Here is a 24,215-nt window from a genome sequence, read left to right on the forward strand (position 1 = left end):
CGGTACTTTGCTCTGGAAGTACGACTACCTGGCCGCCGGTTCGGTTTTCAGTTCGCCCGAAACCATCGTGGACGCGCTGATGCGCAATGCTTCCAAAAAATTCCCCTACACCGCTCCCAAATCTTAATTTAACTGCCCCGGCTAGCGGCAGCAAAAAGGCGGCCCCAACCACAGTTGGGGCCGCCTTTTTAATGTCTGCACTTGGCGTTATTATTAGTTGCTGGTTGCCAACTCCGATTTTAACAACTGACAACCAGCAACTAAAAACCATTTTACCCAATCCGCTCGAAGCCGCAGTAGCTGTGTAGCACCTGCGGTAGGTCGATGCCCGTGCTGGTCTGGTTGTTTTCCAGCAGGGCGGCCACGATGCGGGGCAGGGCCAGGGCCGAGCCGTTGAGCGTGTGCAGGAGTTGGGTTTTGCCACCATCGGCGCGGTAGCGGCACTTGAGGCGGTTGGCCTGGTAGGTTTCAAAGTTCGACACCGAGCTCACTTCCAGCCAGCGGCCCTGGGCGGCGCTCCACACCTCCAGGTCGTAGGTGAGGGCAGCGGTGAAACCCATGTCGCCGCCACACAGCCGCAACACGCGGTAGGGAAGGTTGAGCTGCTGCAACAGGCCTTCTACGTGGGCCAGCATGGCTTCCAGGGCGCCGTAGCTCTGGTCGGGCTCCGTGATTTGCACAATTTCTACCTTGTCGAACTGGTGCAGGCGGTTGAGGCCGCGCACATCGGCGCCCCAGGAGCCGGCCTCGCGGCGGAAGCAGGGCGTGTGGCCGGCCATGCGCACGGGCAGCTTGTCCGGGGCAATGATTTCGTCGCGGTAAATATTGGTCAGCGGCACCTCGGCCGTGGGAATGAGGTAGAGGTCGTCCTTGGCGTCGTGGTACATCTGGCCCTCCTTGTCGGGCAGCTGACCGGTGCCGTAGCCGCTGGCCTCGTTCACCAGAATCGGAGGCTGAATTTCGGTGTAGCCAGCGTTGCGGGCCTCGTCCAGAAAGAAGTTGATGAGGGCCCGCTGCAGCCGGGCGCCCTGGTTTTTGTACACCGGAAAGCCCGCGCCCGTGATTTTGTTGCCCAGCTCAAAATCGATGATGTCGTACTTTTTAATCAACTCCCAGTGCGGCTGTGCGTCGGGGCCTAGCGTGGGCTTAGTGCCGTGCTCGCGCACCACCTCATTGTCCTGGGCAGCGCGGCCCTGGGGCACGCTGGCGTGGGGCAGGTTGGGTAGCTTGTAAAGCAATTGCTGCTGCTCCTTCTCAACTTGGGCTAAATCTAAAAGAGCAGTTTTAACTCTTTCTTTGGCTTCAGTAGCTTGACGTTGGTAAGATGCTAAGCTGATTCCCTCCATAGGGCTCAAAGAGCCATCTAAAGCGGGAATAGCAGCAGAATTCTGCTTTTTGAGCAGAGGGCCAATGAGCCTAGCCATTTCATTACCTTCAGTTTTTGCTTGGTCGTGGCTGGTTTGAAGCGAGCGGCGGCGCTGGTCCAGGTCCAGGATGGCGGCCACATCGGCGGGGCCGGTGGCGTAGTGTTTTTTGGCGAGGCCAGCCAGCACCAGCTCGGTCTGGTCGCGGAGAACGGAAATTTGCAGCATGGGGGTCGAAGTGGAACGGGGGCAAATGTCGGAAGTAAAACCGGGTGGAACCACAGGGCTGCTGCTGTGGGCCCTGCCGCGGGCCGCAACTTATTTTGCGGCCCCACCTGTTAAACCCTCACCGACCGGCATCCGATTTGGCGGTTTGCCCGTAATGCGCTAACATTGCGTTAGCAACCGGCCGCCGTGGCTGGAACCGCAGGCCTTGGCGCCTGCTTCCGGCCCGTCATTTGCTGAACTCCCCCCGCGGCCCCTTTCGCACCTCATTTTCTTGCTTATCCCATTGCGCGCCGCGCGCTGCTATTCTTATAATAGCCCGCGTTTCCTGCCAATGCTTTATCGCGGCCTGTCCGCTTTCGTGCCATAGCTGGTTTGTTGAGCCCCACGCGGGCCCCCAGGGCCGCCAGCCCCTCGATTCACGCCGATGTTTCTCCCCTTATTTCCTTTATGCACACCATTAACGAGTTGAAGGACCGGCTGCTGTCCGACCTCAAAGAAATTGCCGAGCAGATGAATGTCGGCAACTTCAAACGGCTCAGCAAGCAGGATTTGATTTACAAAATCCTCGACCAACAAGCCGTCATTCCGGGTTCCGCCGACCAGGCTGCTCCTGTGGCCGCTCCGGCTGCCGAAGCCCCTGTGGCTGCCCCGCCGCGCGCCGCCAAAGCCCGCCGCCCGGCCCCAGCACTGCCGAGCAGCCGTTTTCGGACGTGGCTCCGCCGGCTGCCAAAGCCGACCGTGCCCCACGCGAGCCCCGCCGCGAAACTCAGCCCGCCGCCAACGTTGAAATCCTGGACCCCATCGAAGGCTTGGCCCTGGTGCCTGCTTCTGAAGCTACCGGTGCCTCCCTGGCCAACGAGCTCGTGCCCGTAGCAGAGCCGCAAGTCAACGATGACGCCGGCCCCAGCGCCGAGCAACAGATTAACGGCACCGAGCAGGACGCCAACGCCGCCCGCCCCGAGCGCCGGGAGCGCCGCGAGCGGGTAGACCGTGCAGGCCGCCCCATCACGGAGCAGCGCGCCGCCGAGATGGCCGCCGAAAAGGCCGCCGCCGAAGTTGCGGCCGCTGCAGAAGCCGCTAACGCGCCCTTGGAGAATGGCGCCGATGGCCGTGATGGCAGCCGCGACAACCGTCGCGAAGCTGGCGGCAGTGGCTTTGGCGACCGCCGCGAAAACCGCGCCGACCGCTTCGAGCGCGACAACCGCGAGCCGCGTGACGGCCGCGAGCAGCGCTTCCCCCGCAACGACCAGCCCCGCGAAAACCGCGAGCCGCGCAGCGACCAGCCGCGCGAACCCCGCAACGACCAGCCGCGTGAGCCGCGCAACGACCAACCCCGCAACGGCCAGGAACCCCGCCAGGACCGCGACAATAATCGCAACCTGACCCGCGAGGAGCGCTACGCCCAGCGCGACCTGCAGCGCCAACAGCGCGCCCTCAACCCCGACGGCACCCCCCGCACCGACCAGCCCCAGCGCGAGCCGCGCGAACCCCAGCAACAGCGCGAGCCCCAGCGCCCCGCCCGCCAGGACCTGGACTTGGTGGTGCCCGGCGGTGGCACGTTCGAACTGATGCCCGACGGCGGCTATGGCTTCCTGCGTTCGCCCTATTATAACTACCTCTCCTCGCCCGACGACATTTACGTGTCGCCGCAGCAGGTGAAGCAGTATGCCATGAAGCCCGGCGATACGGTGATTTGCACCATTCGTCCGCCCCGCGAAGGCGAAAAATACTTTGCCCTGGTGGGCGTGGACAGCATGAACGGCCGCACTGTGGAGGAAGTCCGCGACCGGGTGCCATTCAGCCACCTCACCCCGCTTTTTGCGGACCAGCGCATGAAGCTGAGCACCAAGTCCAGCCAAATCAGCACCCGCGTGCTTGATTTGTTTGCCCCCATCGGCAAGGGCCAGCGCGGCCTGATTGTGGCCCAGCCCAAAACCGGTAAAACCGTGCTGCTGCAGGAGGTGGCCAACGCCATTTCGGAAAACCACCCCGAGGTGTACCTGATGATTCTGCTCATCGACGAACGCCCCGAGGAAGTGACCGACATGGCCCGCACCGTGAAGGCCGAAGTGCTCAGCTCGACCTTCGACGAAACGGCCGACCGCCATGTGAAAATCGCCGAAATGGCCCTGGACAAGGCGCGCCGCCTCGTGGAGTGCGGCCACGACGTGGTGATTCTGCTCGACTCCATCACCCGCCTGGCCCGGGCTTACAACACGGTGCAGCCCAGCTCCTCGCGCATCCTTTCGGGTGGTATCGACGCGGGCGCCCTGCAAAAGCCCAAGCGCTTCTTCGGTGCGGCCCGCAACGTGGAAGGCGGCGGCTCGCTCACCATCATCGCCACCGCGCTTATCGAAACCGGCTCCAAGATGGACGAGGTTATTTTCGAGGAATTCAAAGGCACCGGCAACATGGAACTGCAGCTGGACCGCAAGCTGGCCAACAAGCGCGTGTTCCCGGCCATCGACATCCCGGCTTCCGGCACCCGCCGCGAAGACCTGCTCATGAGCAAGGACGAGCTGAGCCGCGTGTGGGTACTCCGCAAGTTTATGTCGGACATGACGGCCACCGAGGCCATGGAATTCCTCAAGGACCGCATCAAAGGCACCAAGGACAACGAGGAATTCCTCATCTCCATGAACGGCTAATTCTGGTCTGTTTCACAAGCGAAAAGCCCGTTGCAATCATGCAGCGGGCTCTTTTGTGCTTTATAAGGGCGTAGAGATGCAATATGTTGCGTCTCTACGCCCTTATGCCAACAAGGAAACCCCGCTAAATTTGAGCCCCTATCATACTACCCAATGGCTCCTGTTGCACCCGTTTCCCAGCCCGAACTGCTTTATATTCATGACCCGCTTTGCGGCTGGTGCTACGGCATGAGCCCCGTTATCAGCCGCGTACAGGCCGATTTCGCCGGCCGGCTCGACGTCTCAGTGCTATGCGGCGGGATGCTGACCGGCGCTCAGACCGCGCCCATCGCAGAAACGTGGCACGACCTCAAAAAGGAGTTGGCTGATGTGAAAAAGGCCACGGGCGTGGAAATAGGTGCCGCATTCATCGCCCTAGCCGAGGAAGGGACTTACGTGTACGACTCGGAGCCGCCTAGCCGGGCCATTGTCGCCTTTCGCCAGATTACGCAGAACCCCGCCCGCGCCGTGGCCTTTGCGCAGGCTGTGCAACTGGCCCTGTTTCGGGACGGAATGGATTTGAACGACCCTACTACCTACAACGCGCTGCTCGCGCCATTCGGCGTTGATGCAACGGAGTTTCACCGCCGGTTTGCGGCCCTAGAAACGGCTCGGGCGACGCAGCAGGAATTTGCCGCCGTGGCCCGCATTGGGGTGCAGGGCTTCCCGACGAGCGTGGTGCGGCTGGGCGAGCAGGGCTACGTGCTGGCCCTCGGCTACCAGCCCTACGAGTTGGTGCAGCAGGGCCTGGAGCAGCTGTTGCGGGAGAACGGCGCGCAGTAGCTAGCCGCTTTACCGCACCCGGATAACCTGTTTTTTGAGTGGCGACCACGCAATCTGCTGCCGGTCTTCCTTGCCTTTCAAATAGTCGAATCGAATGGCATCGGGCCGCTGCTTCAGGTCGTTCCAGGCGGCGCGGTCCAGATTCTCGATTTCGGTTGGGAAAACAGATGTGGCGGCGATGGCGGGGGCGTGGAATTGCGAAGGCTGAAAGAACCGGTCGATGCGCCGCCGTACGTAAGCCGCGCGCTGGGCGCGGGTGGCGGTGGGCGTTGTCATCTCATAGACCAGTGTGGCTTCGAGGTCGGGCTCGGTGAGCATTTCCCGGAATATGACTTGACCCTCGGCGTTGGTAATGGTGAATTCGCCGGTGCCTTCCAGCATTGACGGCCCCCGGAATACCAGCTGGAACGTATCGGGTGGCCCCTGCGGGCTGCTGAAATTGCGCCGCTCGCGCACCGTGCGCAGGGTGTCGCGCAGGGCCGAGACGGCTTTGGTGCCGGAGGTATCGGGCGGGGGCAGGGCCGCGGAATCCCGGGCTGGCTGGCCGGCCGCGGCGGAGTCGGTGCCTTCCTGCACGGCCGAAGGAGTGGAGTTGCAAGCCGCCAGCAGCAGCGGTAACAGGGCAAACCAGGAATAACGCATGAGGTCAGTTAGAAGGAAAGATAAAACACCTATTTCTACGCAGCCGCGATGGATTGGAGGTGTTTTTTTAGGGCCGGGCCGCTCTAGCGCCAGAGCAGCATGGCAATAAAGGCCGCACTCAGGCACAGCGACGAAACCTGGTTCATGCGCATGGTGTGCTCAAAATTGGCGGCTTTCTCATCGTGCCACACCAGCCAGACCCAGCGGCTGAATAGCACCACCACCGGCCCCGTAGCCACCAGAAACAGGAGCAGCGGCCGGATTTCCTGGCGCAGCCAATAGGCCAGCCCCAGCGCCGCCGCGCCCGCCAGCAGCCCCACTGCCGCAAACACAAACGTACCCCGAATGCCTAACCGCAAACTCAGGGTGCGGTCGCCGCGCCGGGCGTCTTCCTCGTGCTGGTACACCTGCGTGAGCGGGTAGGATCCGCACAAAAACAGCGTGCTCACCAGCGCCAGCAGCAGGTTGGTTTTTTCAAAAAGCTGGTTTTCCGTGGCTCCCGCACCTATTTGCGTCATCAGAAAAGTAAAGGCACCCTGGAATACCACCACCACCAGCGTGCTCAGCAGCGGGTACTTTTTCAGCCGGATTCCCTCGTAGCTATACGCCTTCGAAACCAGCAGATACACCACCACCAGCCCCGCAAAGGGCAGCGAAATGAGCGCCGCCCCGGCCACAGCCAGTGCATCGAAGAGCCACACCAAGTGTAGCAGCTCCGGCGTCACCTTGGGCGGCGCCTTGAGGCCACCAATGCTGCCCTCGTCCTTGTCGTAAAAGGAATTGTAGCCATTCGAGGCGGGGTAGGCCAGCAGGTGCAGCACCACAAACACGCCCGCCGCCCGCCCGCCGTTCCACGGCCCGCGCAGGGCACTTAAGCCAAACCAGAATACGGGCATCAGGTAAATAGAAAAGGGAATGCGCAGCAGCGGCAGCGCCCGTCGGTAAGCAGCAAGAGACATGCACGAAAGTAGCGCGAAGCCGTGCTTCGCGGCCCTGAACGATACCCGAACGGCGCGGGAACGCAAAGCACGGCTTCGCGCTACTCGCTACTTCTTGGGCCAGCCGATGAGGTAGGTGACTTGCGGGCCCCACCAGTGGTGCTTTTTGCCCGCTTGCCACTCAAACAGCCCAGCCGGGTCGGCCGAATGAGCCAGGTTCAGCAACTCATGCGTCGAATACATACGGAGTAGCGACACCGAACCGTCCCAGATGGTGCAGAGCGGAATGATAGGCAAGAGGTAGGTAAACACCAGCCGGCTTAGCCGGAATGGCCGGAAAAACGGCGTGAGCAGCAGCTGCGCCACGGGCAGCACCGTGCAGGCCAGCAGCAGTTCCAGCCAGTGCTTTCCGGCGCCCTCAAATACGCCGATGCCCGTGCCGGCCCGCACGGCGTCACGCAGCAACGCTTCGGCGGCTTCGGGTGGGAAGTGGTGAAAGGCCGAAAAAATGGTGCGGAAACCTGGCAGATGAGAAGGCACAGCCAGCGCATTAACTGAGGCGGATTCGTGCCCGATGCGGCCTTGGGTGCGCTCGGCAATATCGGCCCAGGCGGCGGGCTGGGGGTACAGGTCGGTGAGGGTAATGCGTATGCCGCTCATTCCCTGCGCTTCCAGTGCGCGCCACACGGTTTCGGTGCCGCCCCCGGCGCCGGCACCCAACTCCAGCACGGTGGTCTGGCTGGTGCGGCGCAGGCCCTCGGCCAGCAAGGGCGCAATGGGCCGATAAGTGCCCAGCGCCGAAATCATGAACCGCAGGTAGTCCATCATCCCAGCCCGAATAACCGTTGGAAACCACGGCAAGTCTTCAAACTCAAACAGGCGTAAGCGGAGGCGCATGGCCCAAGAATACGCAAATGGGACGGAAGCAGCCAAAAAAGCTCTATTAAATAGCCCGACTGTGGCCGCTTATTTGGCGCAATGGTCGCCACCGTACCAAGGCCGCAGCGCTAGCCTTATCGCGCACCAACGGCTTGCATTAGCTAGGCGTACACAACTTTTGAAGTCTTTTGGCGGGGCCGATACAGCCAGGCAACTGCCAATACGGCCGCGCCCAGGTAAGGCCGCGAAAAGCTCAACAAGCTGCTAGGCGGGCCAATGGGCAACCAATGCAGCAGCGCCATGTGGGCAACTCCAAACACCACCAGCACCCCCGCCAGGGCCAGCAGGCGGCAGCGCAGTTCAGTGCAGGCATGACGGGACATCGCAAAAAAAGGCCAAGCCAGGGGCACGCAAGCCAGGGAAAGCAAGGCCACCATCAGGCCTACTACCAAGGGCACCGCCAGGTCAGTCGGGTATTTAAAGCTGAAGTCCAGCGCCAGCAGGGCAGTGCCTCCCAGGTTGCTGAGCAGCCATATCCAGAGGGTACGGACCAAAGCGGACTGGCCAGTAGCAGGAGTAGAAAGGTAAGTGAATGGCATAATGCAAAAAAGGACAGGCAAGAAAAGAAAATGCGATAAGCTGATGAATTCTGTGAACGTGCCAGAATGAAGGATGAACGTCTAGTTTCAACCGGCGAATAATTTACGAACCACTTCATTTGTCTGGTTTTTGTAATCAGATAAATTATATTATTGGGAATCGGGGAGCGGGGAGCTAAGGCCGGAACCACAGGCGCCTGAATAGGTTAATGGTTTGATATTAAGTTATTTATAAAATAAAGTTGAGAGGTATTTATCCAGCTGTTAGAAATTCATTCCGCTTTTGGGAGCAATTATTTTGAAAAAAATTTCCGGAGAGCATTGGCAATCCCCTATTGCATCTAACTTTGCAGTACAAAGTACTTCTATGGTTATGAAGCCCGCCCACGCCGACCCGCTTGCCCAACTCACCGAGATTCGCGCCATTATGGAGCGTAGCTCGCGCTTTTTGTCGTTGTCCGGCCTAAGCGGGGTAGGGGCGGGCGTGGTGGCCCTGGCCGGGGCCGCAGTAGGTCATTTCTATTTGAAAAGCCATTACTCCGACGGCTACCTGCAGCTGATGCAGGGCTCGGCGCGGGAGCGGCAGGCGGCGCTGCCGTTTCTGCTGCTGCTCACGGCCGTGATGATAGGCGTGGCGCTGCTGGTGGCGTTTTTCTTCACCCAGCGCCGCACCAGGCACGACGGGCAGCAGCTGTGGAGCGGTCCGGCGCGGCGGCTGGCGCTGGCGCTGGCCGTGCCACTGGTCACGGGCGGGCTGTTTTGCCTGCGCCTGTTTTTGGGCGGCGATGCGGCCATGGTGGTGCCCGGCCTGCTGGTGTTCTATGGACTGGCGCTGCTCAACGCCAGCAAATACACGCTGGAGGAAATCCGCTGGCTGGGGCTGATGCAAATGGGGCTGGGCTTGCTGTGCATGCTGCTGCCGGGTTGGGGCCTGCTGTTTTTCGCGCTGGGTTTCGGCCTGGGCCACATTGGCTACGGCCTGGTGATGTACAACCGCTACGAGCGGCCGGGCACGGCCGGCGCGGCGCCTAACTCCGCAGTGGCCCGGTGAAGCACCTCATTCACACCCTCAACAAGGCCTTCGACCACCGCGTGCGCTTGGGCGTCATGGCCGTGCTGATGGCCAACGACTCGGTGAGCTTCAACGACCTGAAAGAAGTGCTCGACCTCACCGACGGCAATCTGGCCAGCCACGTGGCCGCCCTCGAAAAGGCCGAGTACGTGCTGGTGAGCAAGCAATTCATCGGCAAGAAACCGAACACGACCTACTCGGCCACCGAGGCAGGCAAAACTGCCTTTCAGCAGCATCTGGCCACTTTGGAAAAACTTTTGCGCCCGTAAAAACCAGGCGACAAATACAGGTATCTTTTTTTTGATTTTAAACTTTGAATTACAAAGTTCTTTTAAATACAACAAGCTCATGAATGATTACACGCAACCTTCCGCGTCTTGGCCGGCTGGTCCGGTCCCCCGGCCGGTATCGCCGGTAGCACGCGCCACTTCGCGCCCCGCCGCCGCGCCGCTTTCCCTGGCCCAAAAGCTGCTCCTGCTGCTGGGTGCGCTGCTCTTCGACTGGCTGTTCTGCCTGCAGGGCGTGGGGCTGAATGTGTTCGTGTTCACTGTTTTTGTGGTGGCGGCGCAGCTGGTGCTGCTGCCCAAAGTGGCCGCAGTGCGGCGCTCGGGCTATTTCTGGCTGATGGTGGGCGGCAGCTTGTTGAGCGGCGGCATGATGGCCGTGTACGGCTCGGGCGTGGCGGCGCTGGCGTGCGGGGCCTCGGTGCTCATGCTGCTGGGCTACGTCAATCAGCCGCACCTGCGACTGGGGCTGTATGCCCTGCTCACGGCCTTGGGCAGCGGGGTGCAGGCGGGGCCGCGGGTGCTGCTGGGGCTGCGGGCGCCGCGCAATGCCGGGGATGGCGTGCGCCGTGGCTGGTTTTACGGCCGCATGCTGCTGGTGCCGCTGCTGGTGCTGGGGGCCTTTCACCTGCTGTTTATGGCCGCCAACCCCCGGTACATGGCCTACTTTGGCCGGGTGATGGACGCGCTGGGCGAGTTCCTGCTGTGGCTGCTGCCGGAAATGTCGCTGGTGCACGTAGTGTTCCTCACGCTGGGTTTTCTGGTTACGGCGGGGGCAGTGGTGATGGTGCCGGTGTATTTCTACGCCGACCACGAATCACGTTTCGGGGAGTTTGTCCGGCGGCAGCGCGACCGGGTGGCGTCGTTTACCGTGCGTCGGCCCAATTTCCAGCCCAACGCCCGGCGGGCCCTCGACCTGCGCAAGGAATGGGTAGCGGCAGTGGCCCTTTTTGCCCTCGTGAATGCCCTGCTGCTGGTCGTGAATGCCATCGACATCAACTGGCTGTGGTTTGGGTTCGTGCCCAAGCCGGGGTTCGACCTCACCCAGTTTGTGCATGAGGGCACTTACGTCCTCATTTTCAGCATTCTACTGGCCATGGGCATTGTGCTGTGGTTTTTCCGGCGCAACCTCAACTTCTACGCGCCCGGCCTGCCGTGGCTGCGCTGGGGCGCCACGGTGTGGGTGCTGCAAAACGCGGTGCTGGCCGTGTCGGTGGGGCTGCGCAATTACTACTACATCCAGCATAGCGGCTTGGCCTACAAGCGTATTGGGGTATGTTTCTTTCTGCTGCTGGTGTTTTTTGGACTGGGCACGGTGCTACTCAAAATCTGGCAGCGCCGCTCGGCCTACAGCCTTATTCGAATGAATTTCCTGGCGGTGTATGCCGCGCTGCTCCTGCTGGCCGCCGGCAACTGGGAAGTCTGGATTGCCAGCTATAACCTGCAGGCCCGCTTCCGCAGCATCGACATCGGCTTTCTGCTCGACATGCCCGGCCGCGTACTGCCCACGCTGGTGGCCCGGCGGGCGCTCATCGACGCGGCCCCCAACCTAACGTCCGAAGGCGAATACGGCGGCACCGAAAGCATCTCGGCGCCCGAAGCCCAGCGCCGGCTCGACGCCGCCGTGGCCACCTGGCGAAGCCGCTACCAGGCCCACTCCAGCTGGCAGAGCCGCACCTATACCGATTGGCGCACTGCCCAGGCCCTGCGGGCGCAATAGTGCTGATTTCTTGCTTCTAAACTCAATTTTCAAACTGCCATGACCGGACTTCCCCAACTTCTGCTCACGTTTCTGGGCCTACTTTTCTGTGCCGGCGACGTGGCCATCCTCGGCGTGCTGCTCACGTGGCAGGAGCGCGCGCCCTCGCCCGATGCCCGCCGCCACCGGCTGTTGCGCACGGTGCTGCCTCTGGCGGTAGTGCTGGTGGCGCTGCTGCTGCTGGCGTTTGTGCAAATCATGCTGCTGTGGTCGGAGCAGTAGCTTGTTCGGGTCGATTTCTTTCAGCCATTCAAAAATGAAAGGGTTGTCAGTTGCTTGTCAGCTAAAGGTTTGTGAGCATGCTGACAACTGGCAACGAGTGACTGATAACTTATTTCAGCAATTAGCTCATGCGTAACGCTTTGACGCGCCTGCTGCCGGAGTGGCCGCGGGTGCCGCCGCGGCTGTGGCTCACAGCCGGATTTGGGGCACTGGCCGCGGCAAATCTGGTGCTTCTAGCGGAAATATGGCCCAATACCCCGAGTGCGGGGCCCGTCCTCCTACTGGCTACGCTTGGAGCCGTGCTGGCTGGCTGCTGCCAGTTGGTTGTGGTGTTGCAGGCGTGGTCAACGGGCTATGATGGTCCGGGGTGGGCCCGGCTGTTGTTGCGCATGGCGGTGGTACCCGCAATGGCCGGGTGCGTCATCATTGGCATACTGGGTTTCGTGTCCGCCCTTGTGCTCATTACCGAAATGCTGGACGTGGGCCTTGCCAACGTGAGGGTGTAGTTAGCCACGCCTGAATGCAGCAGATACGCTTTCAACTAAGTAGGGTTAAAGGAAGCTGATGCCAACGCAAGCCGCTGTAAAACAGTGCGGAGTAATGCATGAAATGTGACGCATCGCAGGTAACAATAAATGCTTATTCAGGATTATTGTTTAGCTTGGCGGCCCGTTCTGCCTAGCCTGGTCAAAAAGGGCCTTTGCGGTTAACTTTTTGCCTGCTCGCCATGCCCCGAACCCTGCTCTTACTGGTCCTCTTCATCGCCCTGGTCGTAGAATTGGCGCTAACGGGAGGGGCCTTTTTCGCGCCGGCTTTCACCCTCACGCAATTTGGGGTGAAGTACGGGCCGGAGACGAAGTTCCTCACATACATCGTCGGGTGGCTATTGCTATTTGTGTCGCTGGCGGCCTTGGTGGCTTTTGGGCAGGTATGGCAGCGGCGGCCCAGTTACGCCACGTGGTGCTACGTGCTGGGCCTATGGTGGATAGGTATTGGCATCGGCATCTACTACACCTTTGGCAAACCCGACAACCTGTTGCTGGATTCCGTAAAAGGCCTGCTCATTGTACTGCTGACCTGGTACTGTCAGCGCACCCGTATGATGATACGCGCTACTAGCCACAAAGTAGTATATTGGCGGCTAATTGGCTCACTCCTAACAGCATCCGCCTTATGCCCACTTCTCACGTGCACCCGCTGCCAGCTGTTCCGAAGCTCTCGCGCCTTGGCCGGGCATTGGCCGGCGCGCAGGTGCTGAAGGAGACGCTGAGCATTATATTTCTGGGCCTGCCGCTGGTGAAAGAAGCGCCCCTGGTGCTGCTGTCGGCGCTGCCGGGGGTGGTGCTCTACCTGCTGCACTGGCATCTGGCCCTGGGCCGGGCCGGGCGGGTATTTGCCACGACCGTGTGGGCGTTTACCCTGCTCGATGAGCTGTGGGGGCTACTGTTGTTTCAGGAGCTGGACTCGCCCACGCGCAGCCAGGTACGGTTGCTGCACTGGAGCTATTTCCTGGGCTTGGCTTTTATTCTGCTGGCCCTGGGCGAGTTGGGGTGGCGCTGGCAGCGCCGCCAGGCCAAGGCCCGGCGCAACGTGCACCACCAGGCCCTGCTGGCCGCCCGGCAGCGCCACTAAAGGATTCCCCGGGCCCCGGCAATTTTACCAGCGCAGGAAAAACTACTGACCTTGCGGCGCAGGCGGCTGGTATATTTGCCGTTCCTCGCAGCGGGGCCGTACCCGGTTGGGTGCCGGTCCTGTCTTCCACCAGTTGCCCCGCATGGCCAACCTCAAACCACCTGCTGCTTCCGCTTCTACCGGCCCAAAATCCACTGCTTCGCGCCGCCGCTGGCCGTTGCGGGTCACCAGCTGGGCTTGGGTCCTGTTTGGCTTGGTGGTGATTCTGTTCCTGGTGTACCCCGTTTTGGTGAGCACCAACTTCATGTTTCTCTTTGGCAAATCGCCCAGCCTGGCCGACTTGGAAAACCCCAAAGTGGAGCGCGCCTCCGAGTTGTACACGTCGGATGGCGTGCTGATTGGCAAATACTTCCGCGAAAACCGCTCGCCGGTGCCGCTGAGTAAAATGTCTCCCTTGCTTATCAAAGCCCTCGTTGCCACGGAAGATGTGCGCTACTACGAGCATTCCGGCATCGACCTCACGGCCGTGCTGGGCGGCTTCTATTCTTCTTTGCGGGGTGAGAAGCGCGGGGGCTCCACCATCACCCAGCAGCTGGCTAAAAACCTCTATAAAATTCGGCGGCAGCAAAGCCGCGGGGCCCTGGGCTACATCCCGGTGGTGAGCACCATTGTGGCCAAAACCAAGGAATGGCTCACGGCCGTGGACCTGGAGCAGCGCTACACCAAAGAGGAAATTCTGCGGATGTACCTCAACACGGTGGAGTACGGCTCCAGCGCCTTCGGCATTAAAGTAGCCGCCAAAACTTTCTTCAATACCTCGCCCGACAGCCTCAAGCCCCAAGAGGCCGCCATGCTGGTGGGTGTGCTCAACAACCCCACCGCCTATAACCCGCGCTTCCACCCGGTGGCGGCCCTGCGGCGCCGCAACGTGGTGCTCGACCGCATGGGCCAGTCTAAGGTATTGCCGGCCGCCGAAATCGCCGCACTTAAGGCCACGCCCATTGTGCTCGATTACCACGTGGAAAAGCACATCGACGGGCCCGACACGTACTTCCGCAGCGCCATCAGCCAGTTTGTGGATGCCTGGTGCGACAGTACCGGCCACGACATGTACCGCGACGGCCTGAAAATATACACCACCATCGACTCCCGCATGCAGGCCCACGCCGAAGAGGCCTTGCACGAGCGCATGAAGGCCCTGCAGCGCCAGTTCGACACCTTCTGGCGCAACAAGGGCCGGGACCCGTGGGTGAACGACGAAGGCAACGAAATCCCCGACTTCATTGCCACCCAGATGAAGCGCACGCAGAGCTACAAGACCCTCGCCAACCGCTACAAAAACCAGCCCGCGCGTCTGGATTCGGCCCTGAACGCCAAGCGGCCCATGAAGGTGTTTACCTGGAAAAAAGACGACGGCGATACCACCCTGGTCATGTCGCCGCTCGATTCGCTGGCGTACTACAAGCACTTCCTGCGCGCCGGCATGATGACCATGGACCCCTACACGGGGCACATCAAAGCCTGGGTGGGCGGCCTCGACTACCGCTTTTTTCAGTACGACCACGTGAAGCAGGGCCGGCGCCAAGCGGGTTCTACGTTCAAGCCCTTCGTATACCTCACGGCCCTCGACAACGGCTATTCGCCCTGCGACCGGGTGCGCGACGAGCGGGTGACCATTAACTACGTGGAAAACGGCCAGCCCATGGAGTGGAAGCCCGACAACGTGACCCGCGAATACACCGGCATCAACATGACGCTGCGCTACGCCATGGCCCGCTCCGTAAACTCCGTAACTGCGCAGCTCACCGAGAAAGTAGGGTGGGAGAACGTGGCCAAATACGCGCACAAAATGGGCATTACCAGCCCCCTGCTGGCGGTGCCAAGCATCGGCCTGGGTTCGGGCGGCGACGTGAGCGTGTTTGAAATGGTGAATGCCTACAGCACGTTCATGAACAACGGCTTCCGCAGCGAGCCGCGGCTGGTTACGCGCATTGAAGACCGCAACGGCAACGTTATCAAGCAGTTTGACCCGGTGCAAAAACGCGCCATCTCCGCCGAAACGGCTTGGCTGATGACCTACATGCTGCGCGGCGGCATGGAGGAGCCCGGCGGCACCTCCCAGGCCCTGTGGGACTACGAGCTTTTTCGCAACAACAACCAAATCGGCGGCAAAACCGGCACCACTTCCAACTACTCCGACGGCTGGTACATGGGCATGACCAAGGACTTGGTGACCGGCGTGTGGGTGGGCGGCGAAGACCGCAGCACGCACTTCACGGGCTCGCAGCAGGGCGAGGGCGGCCGCACCGCGCTGCCCATCTTCGGCAAGTTCATGGAGAAAATATACCAGGACAAAGAGCTGGACTACACCCAAGGCCCCTTCCCCAAGCCCTCGGTCAAAATCAGCAAGAAGTACAATTGCGTATCACCCAGCGAGCCGCGCCGCCGCGCCGAAGCCGTAGATACCATTGCCGCCGACAACCTCCTGGAGCGAATGAACGCCGAAGGAGGGGTGCCAGACAGCCTGCCGCGCCGCTAGAATTCGCAGGGAGGCACAAACCAAAGGCTTATTGGGCGCTATGCTGCCACCTGCCCGCCAGTGGCACATCTGAGCAGTCGTTTCAAAGTAAGTAGTCAGCCACTCGTTGCCAACCAGGGCTCGTCAGCAGCCTAACAACTGACAACAAGCAACCCAAACACCCCTACTCGCCCGCGTACAGCGACTTCAGCGCCCCGCGCAGCTCCGGGTACTCAAACGCGAAGCCGTGGGCCAGCACCTTCTTGGCGCTTACCCGCTGCGAGGCCAGCACGATGTCACTCATCTCGCCCAGGGCGAGCTTGAGGCCGAAGGCTGGCACCTTGGGCAACACCAGGCGGCGGTGTAGCACCTGGGCCAGCGTTTCGGTGAATTGCAGGTTGGTGACCGGCGCCGGCGCCACGGCGTTGTAGGTACCGCGCCAAGTGTCGTCGTCTATCATCGCCATGAACAGGCGGCAGAGGTCGTCGAGGTGAATCCAGGACATGTACTGCTTGCCACTGCCCAGCGCCGCGCCGGCGCCCAGCTTCATGGGCCGCGCCATCTGGGGCAGGGCGCCGCCTTCAGTGCTCAGCACAATACCAATGCGCGGCACCACCGTGCGGATGCCCAGCGCCGCCACGGGCTCGGCGGCGAGCTCCCACTGATGGGCCACATCGGCCAGAAAGTCGTGGGTGGGCAGGCCGGGGGGCGTTTCTTCAGTGAGCACGGTATCGGCCGTGTCGCCGTACACGCCAATGGCGGAGGCCGAGATAAAGGCTCTCACGTGGTGGTTGGACTTGGCCAACTCGCGGTGCAACAGGGCCAGGCCGCCGAGGCGGCTGGTCATGATGTCGCGCTTGCGCTCATCGGTCCACTTGCCGTCCGACACGCTGGCGCCGGCCAGGTTCACGATGTAATCCGCGTACGGCACGGCCGCTTCGTCGATGGTGCCCGCGCGCGGGTCCCAGCGAAAGGTGCGGTAATGGCTGCTTTTGGCCGGCTCGCGGCTCAGCAGCGCCACTTCGTAGCCGCTGTCAATCAGAATTTCAGACAGGCGGGAGCCGATGAGACCGGTGCCGCCGGTAATGAGGACTTTGCGGGGAGAATTTTCGGTCATGGCGCTAATAGCAGGCAAAGGTAGAACAGGGCGCCGGTGGTTCCGGCACGCGCGTCGAAACTGCCGGGCTGCCGTTCCGGGGTGTGAACGTACAACGGACCTGCTTACTTTCCAATCTGCCGCAGGAATTCCCCGCGCAACGCCTCGTCCTTCGCAAACCGCCCGCTGTATTCGCTCGTCAGCGTGGAGCTGCTGGTGTCGTTCACGCCACGGCTCATCACGCACAAGTGGTCGGCTTCGATGAGCACGGCCACGTCGTCGGTGCCCAGGCTCTGCTTCAGCTCTTCGGCAATCTGGCGGGTGAGGCGCTCCTGCACCTGCGGGCGCCGGGCGTAGTACTGCACCACCCGGTTGAGCTTGCTCAGGCCCACCACGTTGGTACCCGGCAGGTAGGCCACGTGGGCCTTGCCAATGATGGGCACAAAGTGGTGCTCGCAGCACGAAAACAACGTGATATCGCGCTCCACCAGCAGCTGGTGGTAGTTGTAGCGGTTGTCAAACATGCGCACTTCCGGTCGGTTCTTCGGGTCGAGGCCCTTGAACCACTCCTGCACGTACATCTTGGCCACGCGGCGCGGCGTACCAGCTAGGCTGTCGTCGGTCAGGTCAAGGCCCAACTCGCGCATGATGGCCTCAAAATGGCCACTGATAGCGGTAATCTTGGCTTCATCAGATTCCGCGAAAGCGTTGTCGCGGAGGGGGGTGCGCAGTTCGGCGGGGAGGTGCGCATCGGGTGCCGGGGCTGAGCCGGAAGGGTTATCCATGGTATTCTACAAAGTTGCGGTCCGTCTCGTAGAGCGTGACCGAAAGGGCAAGGGCTTCCGCCAGATGGGGGCGTAGCCGCTGCCAAATTACCACGGCCATGTTTTCGGCCGTGGGATTCAAATTACGAAAATCTTCCGTGTCCAGGTTCAAGTTGTGGTGGTCGTAGCGGTTGAGAACTTCCACCTTTATAAGGTCGCTCAGCCGCTTCATGTCGTATACGTAGCCGGTTTCGGGGTCGACGGGACCGGTAAGGCGCACGGTCAAATTATAGTTGTGGCCGTGGTAGTTGGGGTTGTTGCACTTGCCGAACACGCGTTGGTTCTGCTCGGCGTCCCAGGCGGGATTGTGCAGGCGGTGGGCGGCGTTGAAGTGCTCGGTGCGGCAGACAGTGACTTGCATAGGGGCCTACAACCGATGTCCGGTCCGCATTGTTGCACCGCAACCAGGCAAACTATTAAGCAACACCGGTTGTCCTTTGAATTGAGTAGAATTTAAAAAAGCACTAATATAATTAAAGTAATAAAAACGACCATATTCCTAAAAAAGTTTGAGTACACAGAATTTGCATCGAAGAAAGACACTAAATTTGAAATGCCAGACAACGATACTTTCGCAAATAGCCTTTTCCCTTTGCCATTTTTAAAGCTTTCATAAGTTATTATCTCCATGAAGAATAGCCTACTCATCCTGCTCTTTACATGCCTGGCGACGCTCGGCGGTTATGCCCAGAAGTCTCCTGTGGACGAGGTGGATATGTCCATCAACAACATTCCCCGCAAGGGCCAGCGCGTGAGCATACAGCTCGACAACAAGCGCGTAGAAGCTGCGTGGCTGAAGCAACTCAGCGAGAAGTTCGGCAACAAGCTGAAGAACAGCAAGGGCGTGCTGAACCTGGACGGTATCATCATTGAAGAAATTGCACCCACTCCCATTCGCGTCATCAGCAAGGTAGATGGTACTCCTACCGGTACCACCGTATGGTGGAGCATTGACCTGGGCAACGCTTACCTGGGCAAAGAAGCAACTCCGGCGCAATGGAAGTCGGCCGAGAAGTATTTGAAGGATTTCGCCCGCATGATGTACCGCGAAGACCTGGTGTCGCAGATTGCCGAAGCCGAGCGCGCCTTGGTGGCCTCGCAAAACAACCACTCCGCCGTGATTGATAAATCAAGCACCATCAAGAAGGACATCGAAAAGAACAAGGCTCGTAAACTTGAAATCCAGCAGCTGCTGGCTGCCAACGCTGCCGAGCTGCAGCAGTTCAACAACCTCATCGATGCCAACCTGAAAGAGCAGGAGGCTGCCCGCGGCGACATTGTGAGCATGCGCATCGCCCTGGAGGCCGTGAAAGACCGAATGACCAAGATTGAGTAGTCGTTCTGCGCTATTTGAGCTTCTTACCAAAGCCCTGCCTTTATCGGCAGGGCTTTTTGTTTGGGGGCAGGGGCCAACCCCGCGGGGGCAAAATACGTTGGCAACATAGTCCGCTACAGTAGCGGCTGCTTACCACACCCCACCCATGGAAAAGACAGAAGTTCAGCACCAGGTGCACCTCGACAGCGCCATCAAATTCCTTTCCGGCGACCTCAACGAAGAAGCCGAGCGCGCCGGGCTCGACAACCAGTTCCAGCGTTGGATAGAGGACCTGAAAGACGCCAACAACCCCGCTTTCCACCAGCTGGTTGTCGACATGCAAGCCCTGAAGGCCCACTTCGGCAGCGGCACGCTCGACGTAAACGTTATTGCCCCTCTCATAGCACGCTTGGGCACCAACACCACCCAGGCGGCCAACTTTGCCGAAGGCAACACCGCTCCCCGCGTAACCAAGCTGGGCGAGGTGCTCAGCGCCGTGGCGCAGCAGTTGCAAGGCGGCTCGGCAGAAGTAGACGGCAGCCTGCCTCAGGACTTGTCCTCGCACAGCTAAGCCACGCGTAGCGGGTCAGCAGCTGAATGCTTGCTGCCCCGCTCGAACCTAAAAAAGCCGGCCCCACGCGTGGGGCGGCTTTTTTTGATGTCAATAGCAGCCAAATGGCTGCGGCAATGCTTAGGCCTTAGCCTTGGCAACCGGGTTGAGGCGACGCTCCTTGATGCGGGAAGCTTTGCCGGACAGGCCACGCAGGTAAAACAGACGGGCACGACGTACTTTGCCGCGACGGATAACTTCGATTTTATCGATGTTAGGCGACAGCAGGGGAAAAATACGCTCGGTGCCGATTTGGTTGGAAATCTTGCGAACGGTGAACGTCTCACCATTGGAGCTTGGGTTGCGGCGCTGTAGTACCACGCCCTGGAACTGCTGGATGCGCTCCTTGTTGCCCTCACGGATTTTCACGTGAACGTTCACGGTGTCGCCCGCGGCGAACAGGGGGAAGCTGGCGCGGCGCTCCTGCGATTCGGCCTGGATAAAGTCAAGTAGTACGCTCATGGCTGGGAAATTGCAAAAGACGGCGCTGCCGTCGGGAAATAGTATTTTACGAAACGGACCGCAAAGATAATGCTTTCGGGTGAGGATAGCAAGCGGTTTGTGAGGTAAGCTTTAGCTGGCACCGCAGGGCCGTTAAAACGAGATGTTGTTCCTGCTAACGGCCCTGCGGTGCCAGCTAAAGCTTACCTCACAAAAGCAAATCGGGGCGACGGGCCTGGGTGCGGGCCAGCGCCTGTTCGTGCCGCCACTCCTCAATTTTGGGCGTATTGCCCGATAAAAGAATGTCCGGCACGGCCTGGCCGCGCCATTCCGCCGGGCGGGTATAGACGGGCGGCGCCAGCAAATCGTCCTGAAAAGAATCCGACAGGGCCGACTCCTCGTTGCCCAGCACGCCCGGCAGCAGCCGCACCACGGCATCTACCAAGATGGCCGCGCCCAGCTCGCCACCACTCAGCACGTAGTCGCCCACGCTGATTTCGTGGGTGATGTAGGTTTGGCGAATCCGCTCATCAATGCCCTTGTAGTGACCGCAGAGCATGATGATGTTCTGGAACAGCGACAGCCGGTTGGCCAGCGGCTGGCGCAGGGTCTGGCCATCGGGCGTGAGGTAGATGATGGCGTCGTAGGGCCGTTCGGCCTGCAGCGCATCCATCCAGGCCGCAATGGGCTCCACGCGCAGCACCATGCCGGCCCCGCCCCCAAACACGTAGTCGTCAATCTGGCCGTGCTTGTTGATGGCGTGCTGGCGCAGGTCGTGCACGTGGATTTCGGCCAGGCCCTTGTCCTGCGCCCGCTTCACGATGGAATGGGCGAAGGGGCTGACGAGCAGTTCGGGCAGGCAGGTGAGGATGTCGATGCGCATGTTTTTAACTATAAGCCGCAAGCTCCAAGCTTCAAGCCGCAAGCTTGCATTTTTTAGGAAAGGCTTGAAGCTTGACGCTGACAGCTTTTTTTAGGCTTCGTCTGCTTCGTCCTGCTGGCGGGTGCTGGGCTTTAGATACACATCCAGCAAGCCATCGGGCAGCTTTACGTATATCTCCTTTTTTTCGTGGTTGGCGTGGGTCACCAGCTCGTCTACTACTGGAATCAGCACTTCCTGGCCCTGGTAGCGCATGGCCAGCATATCCTGCTGGGGCAGCTCGTAGAAATTCTCCACGGTGCCCAGCTGGCCCAGGTTTTCGTCAACTACGGTGAAGCCGATGACGTCGTGGAAGTAAAACTGGTCTTCTGCCAGCTCGGGGAGCTGCGCGAGGGGCAGGTGCAGCTGAGCACCGCGCAGGGGCTCGGCTTCTTCGATGCGCTCAATGCCGCGCAGTTTCAGCAGAATCTTGGAGCCGGGCTGGGGCTGTATTTTTTCTACCTGGTACTCTACCAGCTTGGTGGGGGCACCGGCCAGGGCGAGGTGCACCGTTTTCAGCTTGAGGTAGGATTTGGGGTCGTCAACATCGAAGTGGGCCACCACGTGGCCGCGCAGGCCATGGGTCTTGATGATGTAGCCGAGCTGATAGGTTTCGTCGAGGGTCATAAGCAGGGAAGGGGAGATAACGAAAAAAAGTTTGGGGGTTGCGTGCCGGTCCGGCTCACAACCCCCAAACCCTTTCGGTTTAGAAACCTAAAAACTACTCGGCAGCTTCGGTAGCAGCCTCTTCGGCCGGAGCCTCGGTAGCGGCTTCTTCGGCAGCGGGAGCGGGCGTGTTGGCTGCCAGCAGCGCGGCAGCTTTCTGACGCTGGGACTCCGAACGAGCTTCCTTAACCTTGGTTTCGGCGTCGAAAGCAGCCTGCTTGGCGGTTGCCTTGGCGTCAACCAGGCCAGTACGCTTGCCTTCGATTTTAGCGTCTTTCTCTTCTTTCCAAGCGCTGAAACGCTCGTCGGCTACATCTTGCGTGATGGCGCCTTTGTCAACACCCAACTGCAGGTGACGACGGTAGAGCACGCCGCGGTAGCTGAGCATGGCCCGAACGGTGTCGGTGGGCTGCGCACCAGTCATCATCCAGTAAAACGCGCGGTCGGCGTCGTAGTTGATGGTGGCGGGGTTGGTTTGGGGATTGTAGGTACCGAGTTTCTCAATGAAACGGCCGTCGCGGGGAGCGCGAGCGTCAGCTACTACGATGTCGTAAGTTGCGGCCTTCTTGCGGCCACGACGGGCGAGGCGGATTTTAACTGCCATAAACCGATGGGTTTGGTGCGACGCAGCTCGTGCGTCTGGTGATATTTTCCCGAAATTGGGAGTGCAAAGGTAGCGTTTGTTCAGGGTATTAGCTAGGCTCGGGCATAAAAAAAGCCCTGGCGCGGGGCCAGGGCTTTTATATCGTTTGTCATCCCGAGCATAGTAAAAGACCTTGGCACGTTGGCACGATTCGTTCATGCGTGATGAGGGCCCTGGCGGCGCTTAGAATGACAAACGCTGGAAACTACGCTGCCATGGCTTCGCGCTTGGGCTTGGGCTTCGCCAGCTTGGATATGGTGTTCAGGTTCATGTTTTTGCGTTTGATTTTAATGACGCCGACCTTGTCGAGGCTCCAGATGGCCACGTAGGTAGGGTCGAATTCCCACCACTTCACGCCGAAGTTGACGCGCATGGGCAGCTTGTGGTGGTTGTTCTGGAACAACTCGCCAAAGGCCAGGAAATCCAGGGCCAGCGTATTTTTGGATTTGTCGCGGTTGTCGAAGTTCTGGTAGCCGTACTTGTGGCCGCCCCAGTTCACGATGGCGCCGTGGATGGGACCCATCAGGAAGTGGATGGGTAGCAACAGGTACTGCCACCACGCCGTGGCGAAGTTGATGTAGAACAGCACGTAGACCGTGCCCCAGCCCAAACGCGAGTACACCGTGCCGCCAAACTTGTCGAGCCACTTCCACTCCGGAATGTCGCCGTCGAAGCGCTTGGCACCTTCGTGCACGTCGTTCACCACGTCGTTGTAAATCACCTTGGTCTTCCACATCATGTCGAACGCGTTGTTCGAGAAGTGCGGCGAGTGCGGGTCCAGCGCGGTATCAGAGTAGGCGTGGTGCATGCGATGCAGCAGCGCGTAGGCCCGCGGCGAGAGGAAGCTGCTACCCTGGCAGATGTAGGTGAAAGCGAAAAAGAATTTCTCCCAGAATTTATTCATCGTAAACATCTTGTGCGCCGCGTAGCGGTGCAGGTAAAATGTCTGCGTGAACAGGGACAAATAGTAGTGCGCGACGAAGAAGATGAGGATAGCCATAGGAATGAGTAGCAAGCGGAACTGCCCGCACAAGCAGAAAGCCCGGGGTAAGGTTCAGAATAGGTAACGCAAAATTACGGCCAGGGTGCGCCTGGCGGGTATTCTGGGCCAGGAAGGCCAAAATGTTGCACGTAGCGCGCAGCAGTGTTTCGCGTGCCGGCGTCGTTTGTCATACTTGTAGCGGCTCCAACGGCACGGCGATGCGCCGCTGCGCGCTACTTGCTATTTGTAGAACTCCCGTGCGGCGTCCCAGTGCGGCGCGTCGGGCAAGGGGGCCACAAAGGTCATGGCTTCTTTGGTGACGGGGTGCTGTAGCTGCAACTGGCGGGCGTGCAGGGCAATGCTTACGTCGGGCAGGGGCGCAATGAAGCCGTACTTCACGTCGCCCACGATGGGCGTGTTGAGGCCGGTGGCCAGCTGGGTGCGAATCTGGTGCGGGCGGCCCGTCACAGGGTTCACCTGCAGCAGGTAGCGGTTGCCGGCCTGGCCCAGCAGCTCGTAGTGCAGCTCGGAGCGCAGGCCCTGCGAATGCTTCTCGGAATAGGCTTTGGTCACGTTGCGCACCGTATCCTTCACCAGCCAGTGTACCAGGGTGCCGTTTTCGGGAATGGGAGGCTTGCCGGTGAGGGCCCAGTAGGTTTTGGTCATCAGCGAGTCGCGGAACATCTCGTTGAGGCGGCTCAGGGCCTTGCTGGTTTTGGCCAGCACCACAATGCCGCTCACGGGCCGGTCAATGCGGTGGCACACGCCCACGAAGGCCTCGCCGGGCTTCTTGTACTTGAAGCGCAGGTACTCGGCGGCTTTTTTGGAGAGGGGCTCGTCGCCGGTGGCGTCGCCCTGCACGAGTAGGCCAGCGGGCTTGTTGATGACGAGAAGGTGGTTGTCCTCAAACAGAATTTCTCTGCCTTCGGACCAGATGTTGGGACGATTCACGCGGCGGTTGCGGGCGGGATAGGAAGTTTAGCAGGAGGGGGGCCAGGGCCCACCAGGGGGCTACCGCACGTCGTCAGACCACACTCACCGGGCGCTCCGCTCTTGCTGTTGATAGCACAAAGATACGCGGTTGAATGAGAGTGAGCCGATTGAGGACTGTT

Annotated in this window: 26 protein-coding genes; 12 read left to right on the plus strand and 14 right to left on the minus strand. The window is 60.4% G+C overall.

Going from position 1 to position 24,215, the window contains the following annotated elements; translation table 11 throughout:
* Positions 1-272: 272 nt before the first annotated feature.
* Complete coding sequence (gene serS / locus BEN47_RS09710) at positions 273-1,592, minus strand: serine--tRNA ligase (RefSeq protein ID WP_070727806.1); 1,320 nt, start codon at positions 1,590-1,592, stop codon at positions 273-275.
* Positions 1,593-2,039: 447 nt separating this feature from the next.
* On the opposite strand from serS, the gene BEN47_RS23030 reads away from it, so the two are divergent.
* The 3 genes from BEN47_RS23030 to BEN47_RS09725 all read left to right on the plus strand — a co-directional run bounded on the left by BEN47_RS23030 (position 2,040) and on the right by BEN47_RS09725 (position 5,062).
* Positions 2,040-2,465, plus strand: a complete 426-nt coding sequence (locus BEN47_RS23030) for a Rho termination factor N-terminal domain-containing protein (RefSeq protein ID WP_083322291.1) — start codon at positions 2,040-2,042, stop codon at positions 2,463-2,465.
* A 155-nt stretch (positions 2,466-2,620) separates the two neighbouring features.
* Positions 2,621-4,240 carry a transcription termination factor Rho gene (gene rho / locus BEN47_RS09720; RefSeq protein ID WP_438830501.1) on the plus strand — a complete coding sequence of 540 codons (1,620 nt, stop codon included), beginning with the start codon at positions 2,621-2,623 and terminating at the stop codon, positions 4,238-4,240.
* Positions 4,241-4,393: 153 nt separating this feature from the next.
* The gene (locus tag BEN47_RS09725) at positions 4,394-5,062 is read left to right on the plus strand and encodes a DsbA family protein (RefSeq protein ID WP_083322292.1); all 669 of its coding nucleotides are present in this window, start codon (positions 4,394-4,396) and stop codon (positions 5,060-5,062) included.
* A 9-nt stretch (positions 5,063-5,071) separates the two neighbouring features.
* Here BEN47_RS09725 and BEN47_RS09730 read toward each other — a convergent pair whose 3' ends face one another.
* From BEN47_RS09730 to BEN47_RS09745, 4 genes are all read right to left on the minus strand, one after another.
* The gene (locus BEN47_RS09730) at positions 5,072-5,704 is read right to left on the minus strand and encodes a hypothetical protein (RefSeq protein ID WP_070727821.1); all 633 of its coding nucleotides are present in this window, start codon (positions 5,702-5,704) and stop codon (positions 5,072-5,074) included.
* Between the two features lie 83 nt (positions 5,705-5,787).
* On the minus strand, positions 5,788-6,663 hold the full coding sequence (locus BEN47_RS09735; RefSeq protein ID WP_070727824.1) for a UbiA family prenyltransferase: 876 nt from the start codon (positions 6,661-6,663) through the stop codon (positions 5,788-5,790).
* 87 nt (positions 6,664-6,750) lie between these two features.
* Positions 6,751-7,539, minus strand: a complete 789-nt coding sequence (locus BEN47_RS09740) for a hypothetical protein (RefSeq protein ID WP_070727828.1) — start codon at positions 7,537-7,539, stop codon at positions 6,751-6,753.
* Between the two features lie 143 nt (positions 7,540-7,682).
* Entirely contained in the window at positions 7,683-8,120 is a 438-nt protein-coding gene (locus BEN47_RS09745; protein ID WP_125921601.1) for a hypothetical protein, read from the minus strand.
* Positions 8,121-8,493: 373 nt separating this feature from the next.
* Between BEN47_RS09745 and BEN47_RS09750 the strand changes: the two genes are divergently transcribed.
* The 7 genes from BEN47_RS09750 to BEN47_RS09785 all read left to right on the plus strand — a co-directional run bounded on the left by BEN47_RS09750 (position 8,494) and on the right by BEN47_RS09785 (position 15,628).
* On the plus strand, positions 8,494-9,171 hold the full coding sequence (locus BEN47_RS09750; RefSeq protein WP_070727834.1) for a hypothetical protein: 678 nt from the start codon (positions 8,494-8,496) through the stop codon (positions 9,169-9,171).
* A complete protein-coding gene (locus tag BEN47_RS09755; RefSeq protein WP_070727837.1) occupies positions 9,168-9,461 on the plus strand; it encodes a winged helix-turn-helix domain-containing protein in 294 nt (97 codons plus the stop codon). Before BEN47_RS09750 ends, BEN47_RS09755 begins: the two co-directional genes overlap by 4 nt.
* Before the next feature lie 79 nt (positions 9,462-9,540).
* Positions 9,541-11,196 carry a DUF4153 domain-containing protein gene (locus tag BEN47_RS09760; protein ID WP_125921602.1) on the plus strand — a complete coding sequence of 552 codons (1,656 nt, stop codon included), beginning with the start codon at positions 9,541-9,543 and terminating at the stop codon, positions 11,194-11,196.
* A 39-nt stretch (positions 11,197-11,235) separates the two neighbouring features.
* Positions 11,236-11,457, plus strand: a complete 222-nt coding sequence (locus BEN47_RS09765; RefSeq protein WP_070727844.1) for a hypothetical protein — start codon at positions 11,236-11,238, stop codon at positions 11,455-11,457.
* A 128-nt stretch (positions 11,458-11,585) separates the two neighbouring features.
* The gene (locus BEN47_RS09770; RefSeq protein ID WP_070727847.1) at positions 11,586-11,963 is read left to right on the plus strand and encodes a hypothetical protein; all 378 of its coding nucleotides are present in this window, start codon (positions 11,586-11,588) and stop codon (positions 11,961-11,963) included.
* Positions 11,964-12,630: 667 nt separating this feature from the next.
* Positions 12,631-13,089, plus strand: a complete 459-nt coding sequence (locus BEN47_RS09780) for a hypothetical protein (RefSeq protein WP_125921603.1) — start codon at positions 12,631-12,633, stop codon at positions 13,087-13,089.
* Between the two features lie 142 nt (positions 13,090-13,231).
* The gene (locus BEN47_RS09785; protein WP_239691558.1) at positions 13,232-15,628 is read left to right on the plus strand and encodes a penicillin-binding protein 1A; all 2,397 of its coding nucleotides are present in this window, start codon (positions 13,232-13,234) and stop codon (positions 15,626-15,628) included.
* 163 nt (positions 15,629-15,791) lie between these two features.
* On the opposite strand, the gene BEN47_RS09790 is transcribed toward BEN47_RS09785, so the two are convergent.
* The 3 genes from BEN47_RS09790 to BEN47_RS09800 all read right to left on the minus strand — a co-directional run bounded on the left by BEN47_RS09790 (position 15,792) and on the right by BEN47_RS09800 (position 17,888).
* Complete coding sequence (locus BEN47_RS09790) at positions 15,792-16,724, minus strand: TIGR01777 family oxidoreductase (protein WP_070727858.1); 933 nt, start codon at positions 16,722-16,724, stop codon at positions 15,792-15,794.
* A 104-nt stretch (positions 16,725-16,828) separates the two neighbouring features.
* The gene (gene folE, locus BEN47_RS09795; RefSeq protein ID WP_070727863.1) at positions 16,829-17,488 is read right to left on the minus strand and encodes a GTP cyclohydrolase I FolE; all 660 of its coding nucleotides are present in this window, start codon (positions 17,486-17,488) and stop codon (positions 16,829-16,831) included.
* Complete coding sequence (locus tag BEN47_RS09800) at positions 17,481-17,888, minus strand: 6-pyruvoyl trahydropterin synthase family protein (RefSeq protein WP_070727865.1); 408 nt, start codon at positions 17,886-17,888, stop codon at positions 17,481-17,483. Before BEN47_RS09800 ends, folE begins: the two co-directional genes overlap by 8 nt.
* A 267-nt stretch (positions 17,889-18,155) precedes the next feature.
* Between BEN47_RS09800 and BEN47_RS09805 the strand changes: the two genes are divergently transcribed.
* The gene (locus tag BEN47_RS09805) at positions 18,156-18,863 is read left to right on the plus strand and encodes a hypothetical protein (RefSeq protein ID WP_070727868.1); all 708 of its coding nucleotides are present in this window, start codon (positions 18,156-18,158) and stop codon (positions 18,861-18,863) included.
* A 145-nt stretch (positions 18,864-19,008) separates the two neighbouring features.
* Positions 19,009-19,413, plus strand: a complete 405-nt coding sequence (locus BEN47_RS09810) for a hypothetical protein (protein ID WP_070727873.1) — start codon at positions 19,009-19,011, stop codon at positions 19,411-19,413.
* 120 nt (positions 19,414-19,533) lie between these two features.
* Here BEN47_RS09810 and rplS read toward each other — a convergent pair whose 3' ends face one another.
* The 6 genes from rplS to BEN47_RS09840 all read right to left on the minus strand — a co-directional run bounded on the left by rplS (position 19,534) and on the right by BEN47_RS09840 (position 24,054).
* On the minus strand, positions 19,534-19,914 hold the full coding sequence (gene rplS / locus BEN47_RS09815) for a 50S ribosomal protein L19 (RefSeq protein ID WP_070727876.1): 381 nt from the start codon (positions 19,912-19,914) through the stop codon (positions 19,534-19,536).
* A gap of 187 nt (positions 19,915-20,101) precedes the next feature.
* The gene (gene trmD, locus BEN47_RS09820) at positions 20,102-20,776 is read right to left on the minus strand and encodes a tRNA (guanosine(37)-N1)-methyltransferase TrmD (protein ID WP_070727878.1); all 675 of its coding nucleotides are present in this window, start codon (positions 20,774-20,776) and stop codon (positions 20,102-20,104) included.
* A gap of 90 nt (positions 20,777-20,866) precedes the next feature.
* Positions 20,867-21,439: a ribosome maturation factor RimM gene (gene rimM / locus BEN47_RS09825; protein WP_070727881.1), complete on the minus strand. Its 573-nt coding sequence runs from the start codon at positions 21,437-21,439 to the stop codon at positions 20,867-20,869.
* Between the two features lie 94 nt (positions 21,440-21,533).
* Positions 21,534-22,082 carry a 30S ribosomal protein S16 gene (locus BEN47_RS09830; protein ID WP_070727884.1) on the minus strand — a complete coding sequence of 183 codons (549 nt, stop codon included), beginning with the start codon at positions 22,080-22,082 and terminating at the stop codon, positions 21,534-21,536.
* A 244-nt stretch (positions 22,083-22,326) separates the two neighbouring features.
* Positions 22,327-23,121 carry an acyl-CoA desaturase gene (locus BEN47_RS09835; protein ID WP_070727887.1) on the minus strand — a complete coding sequence of 265 codons (795 nt, stop codon included), beginning with the start codon at positions 23,119-23,121 and terminating at the stop codon, positions 22,327-22,329.
* 222 nt (positions 23,122-23,343) lie between these two features.
* Positions 23,344-24,054 carry an RluA family pseudouridine synthase gene (locus tag BEN47_RS09840; RefSeq protein WP_070727889.1) on the minus strand — a complete coding sequence of 237 codons (711 nt, stop codon included), beginning with the start codon at positions 24,052-24,054 and terminating at the stop codon, positions 23,344-23,346.
* Positions 24,055-24,215 lie beyond the last annotated feature (161 nt).

This window comes from Hymenobacter lapidarius (genome assembly GCF_001816145.1).
Taxonomy (GTDB): Bacteria; Bacteroidota; Bacteroidia; order Cytophagales; family Hymenobacteraceae; genus Hymenobacter; species Hymenobacter lapidarius.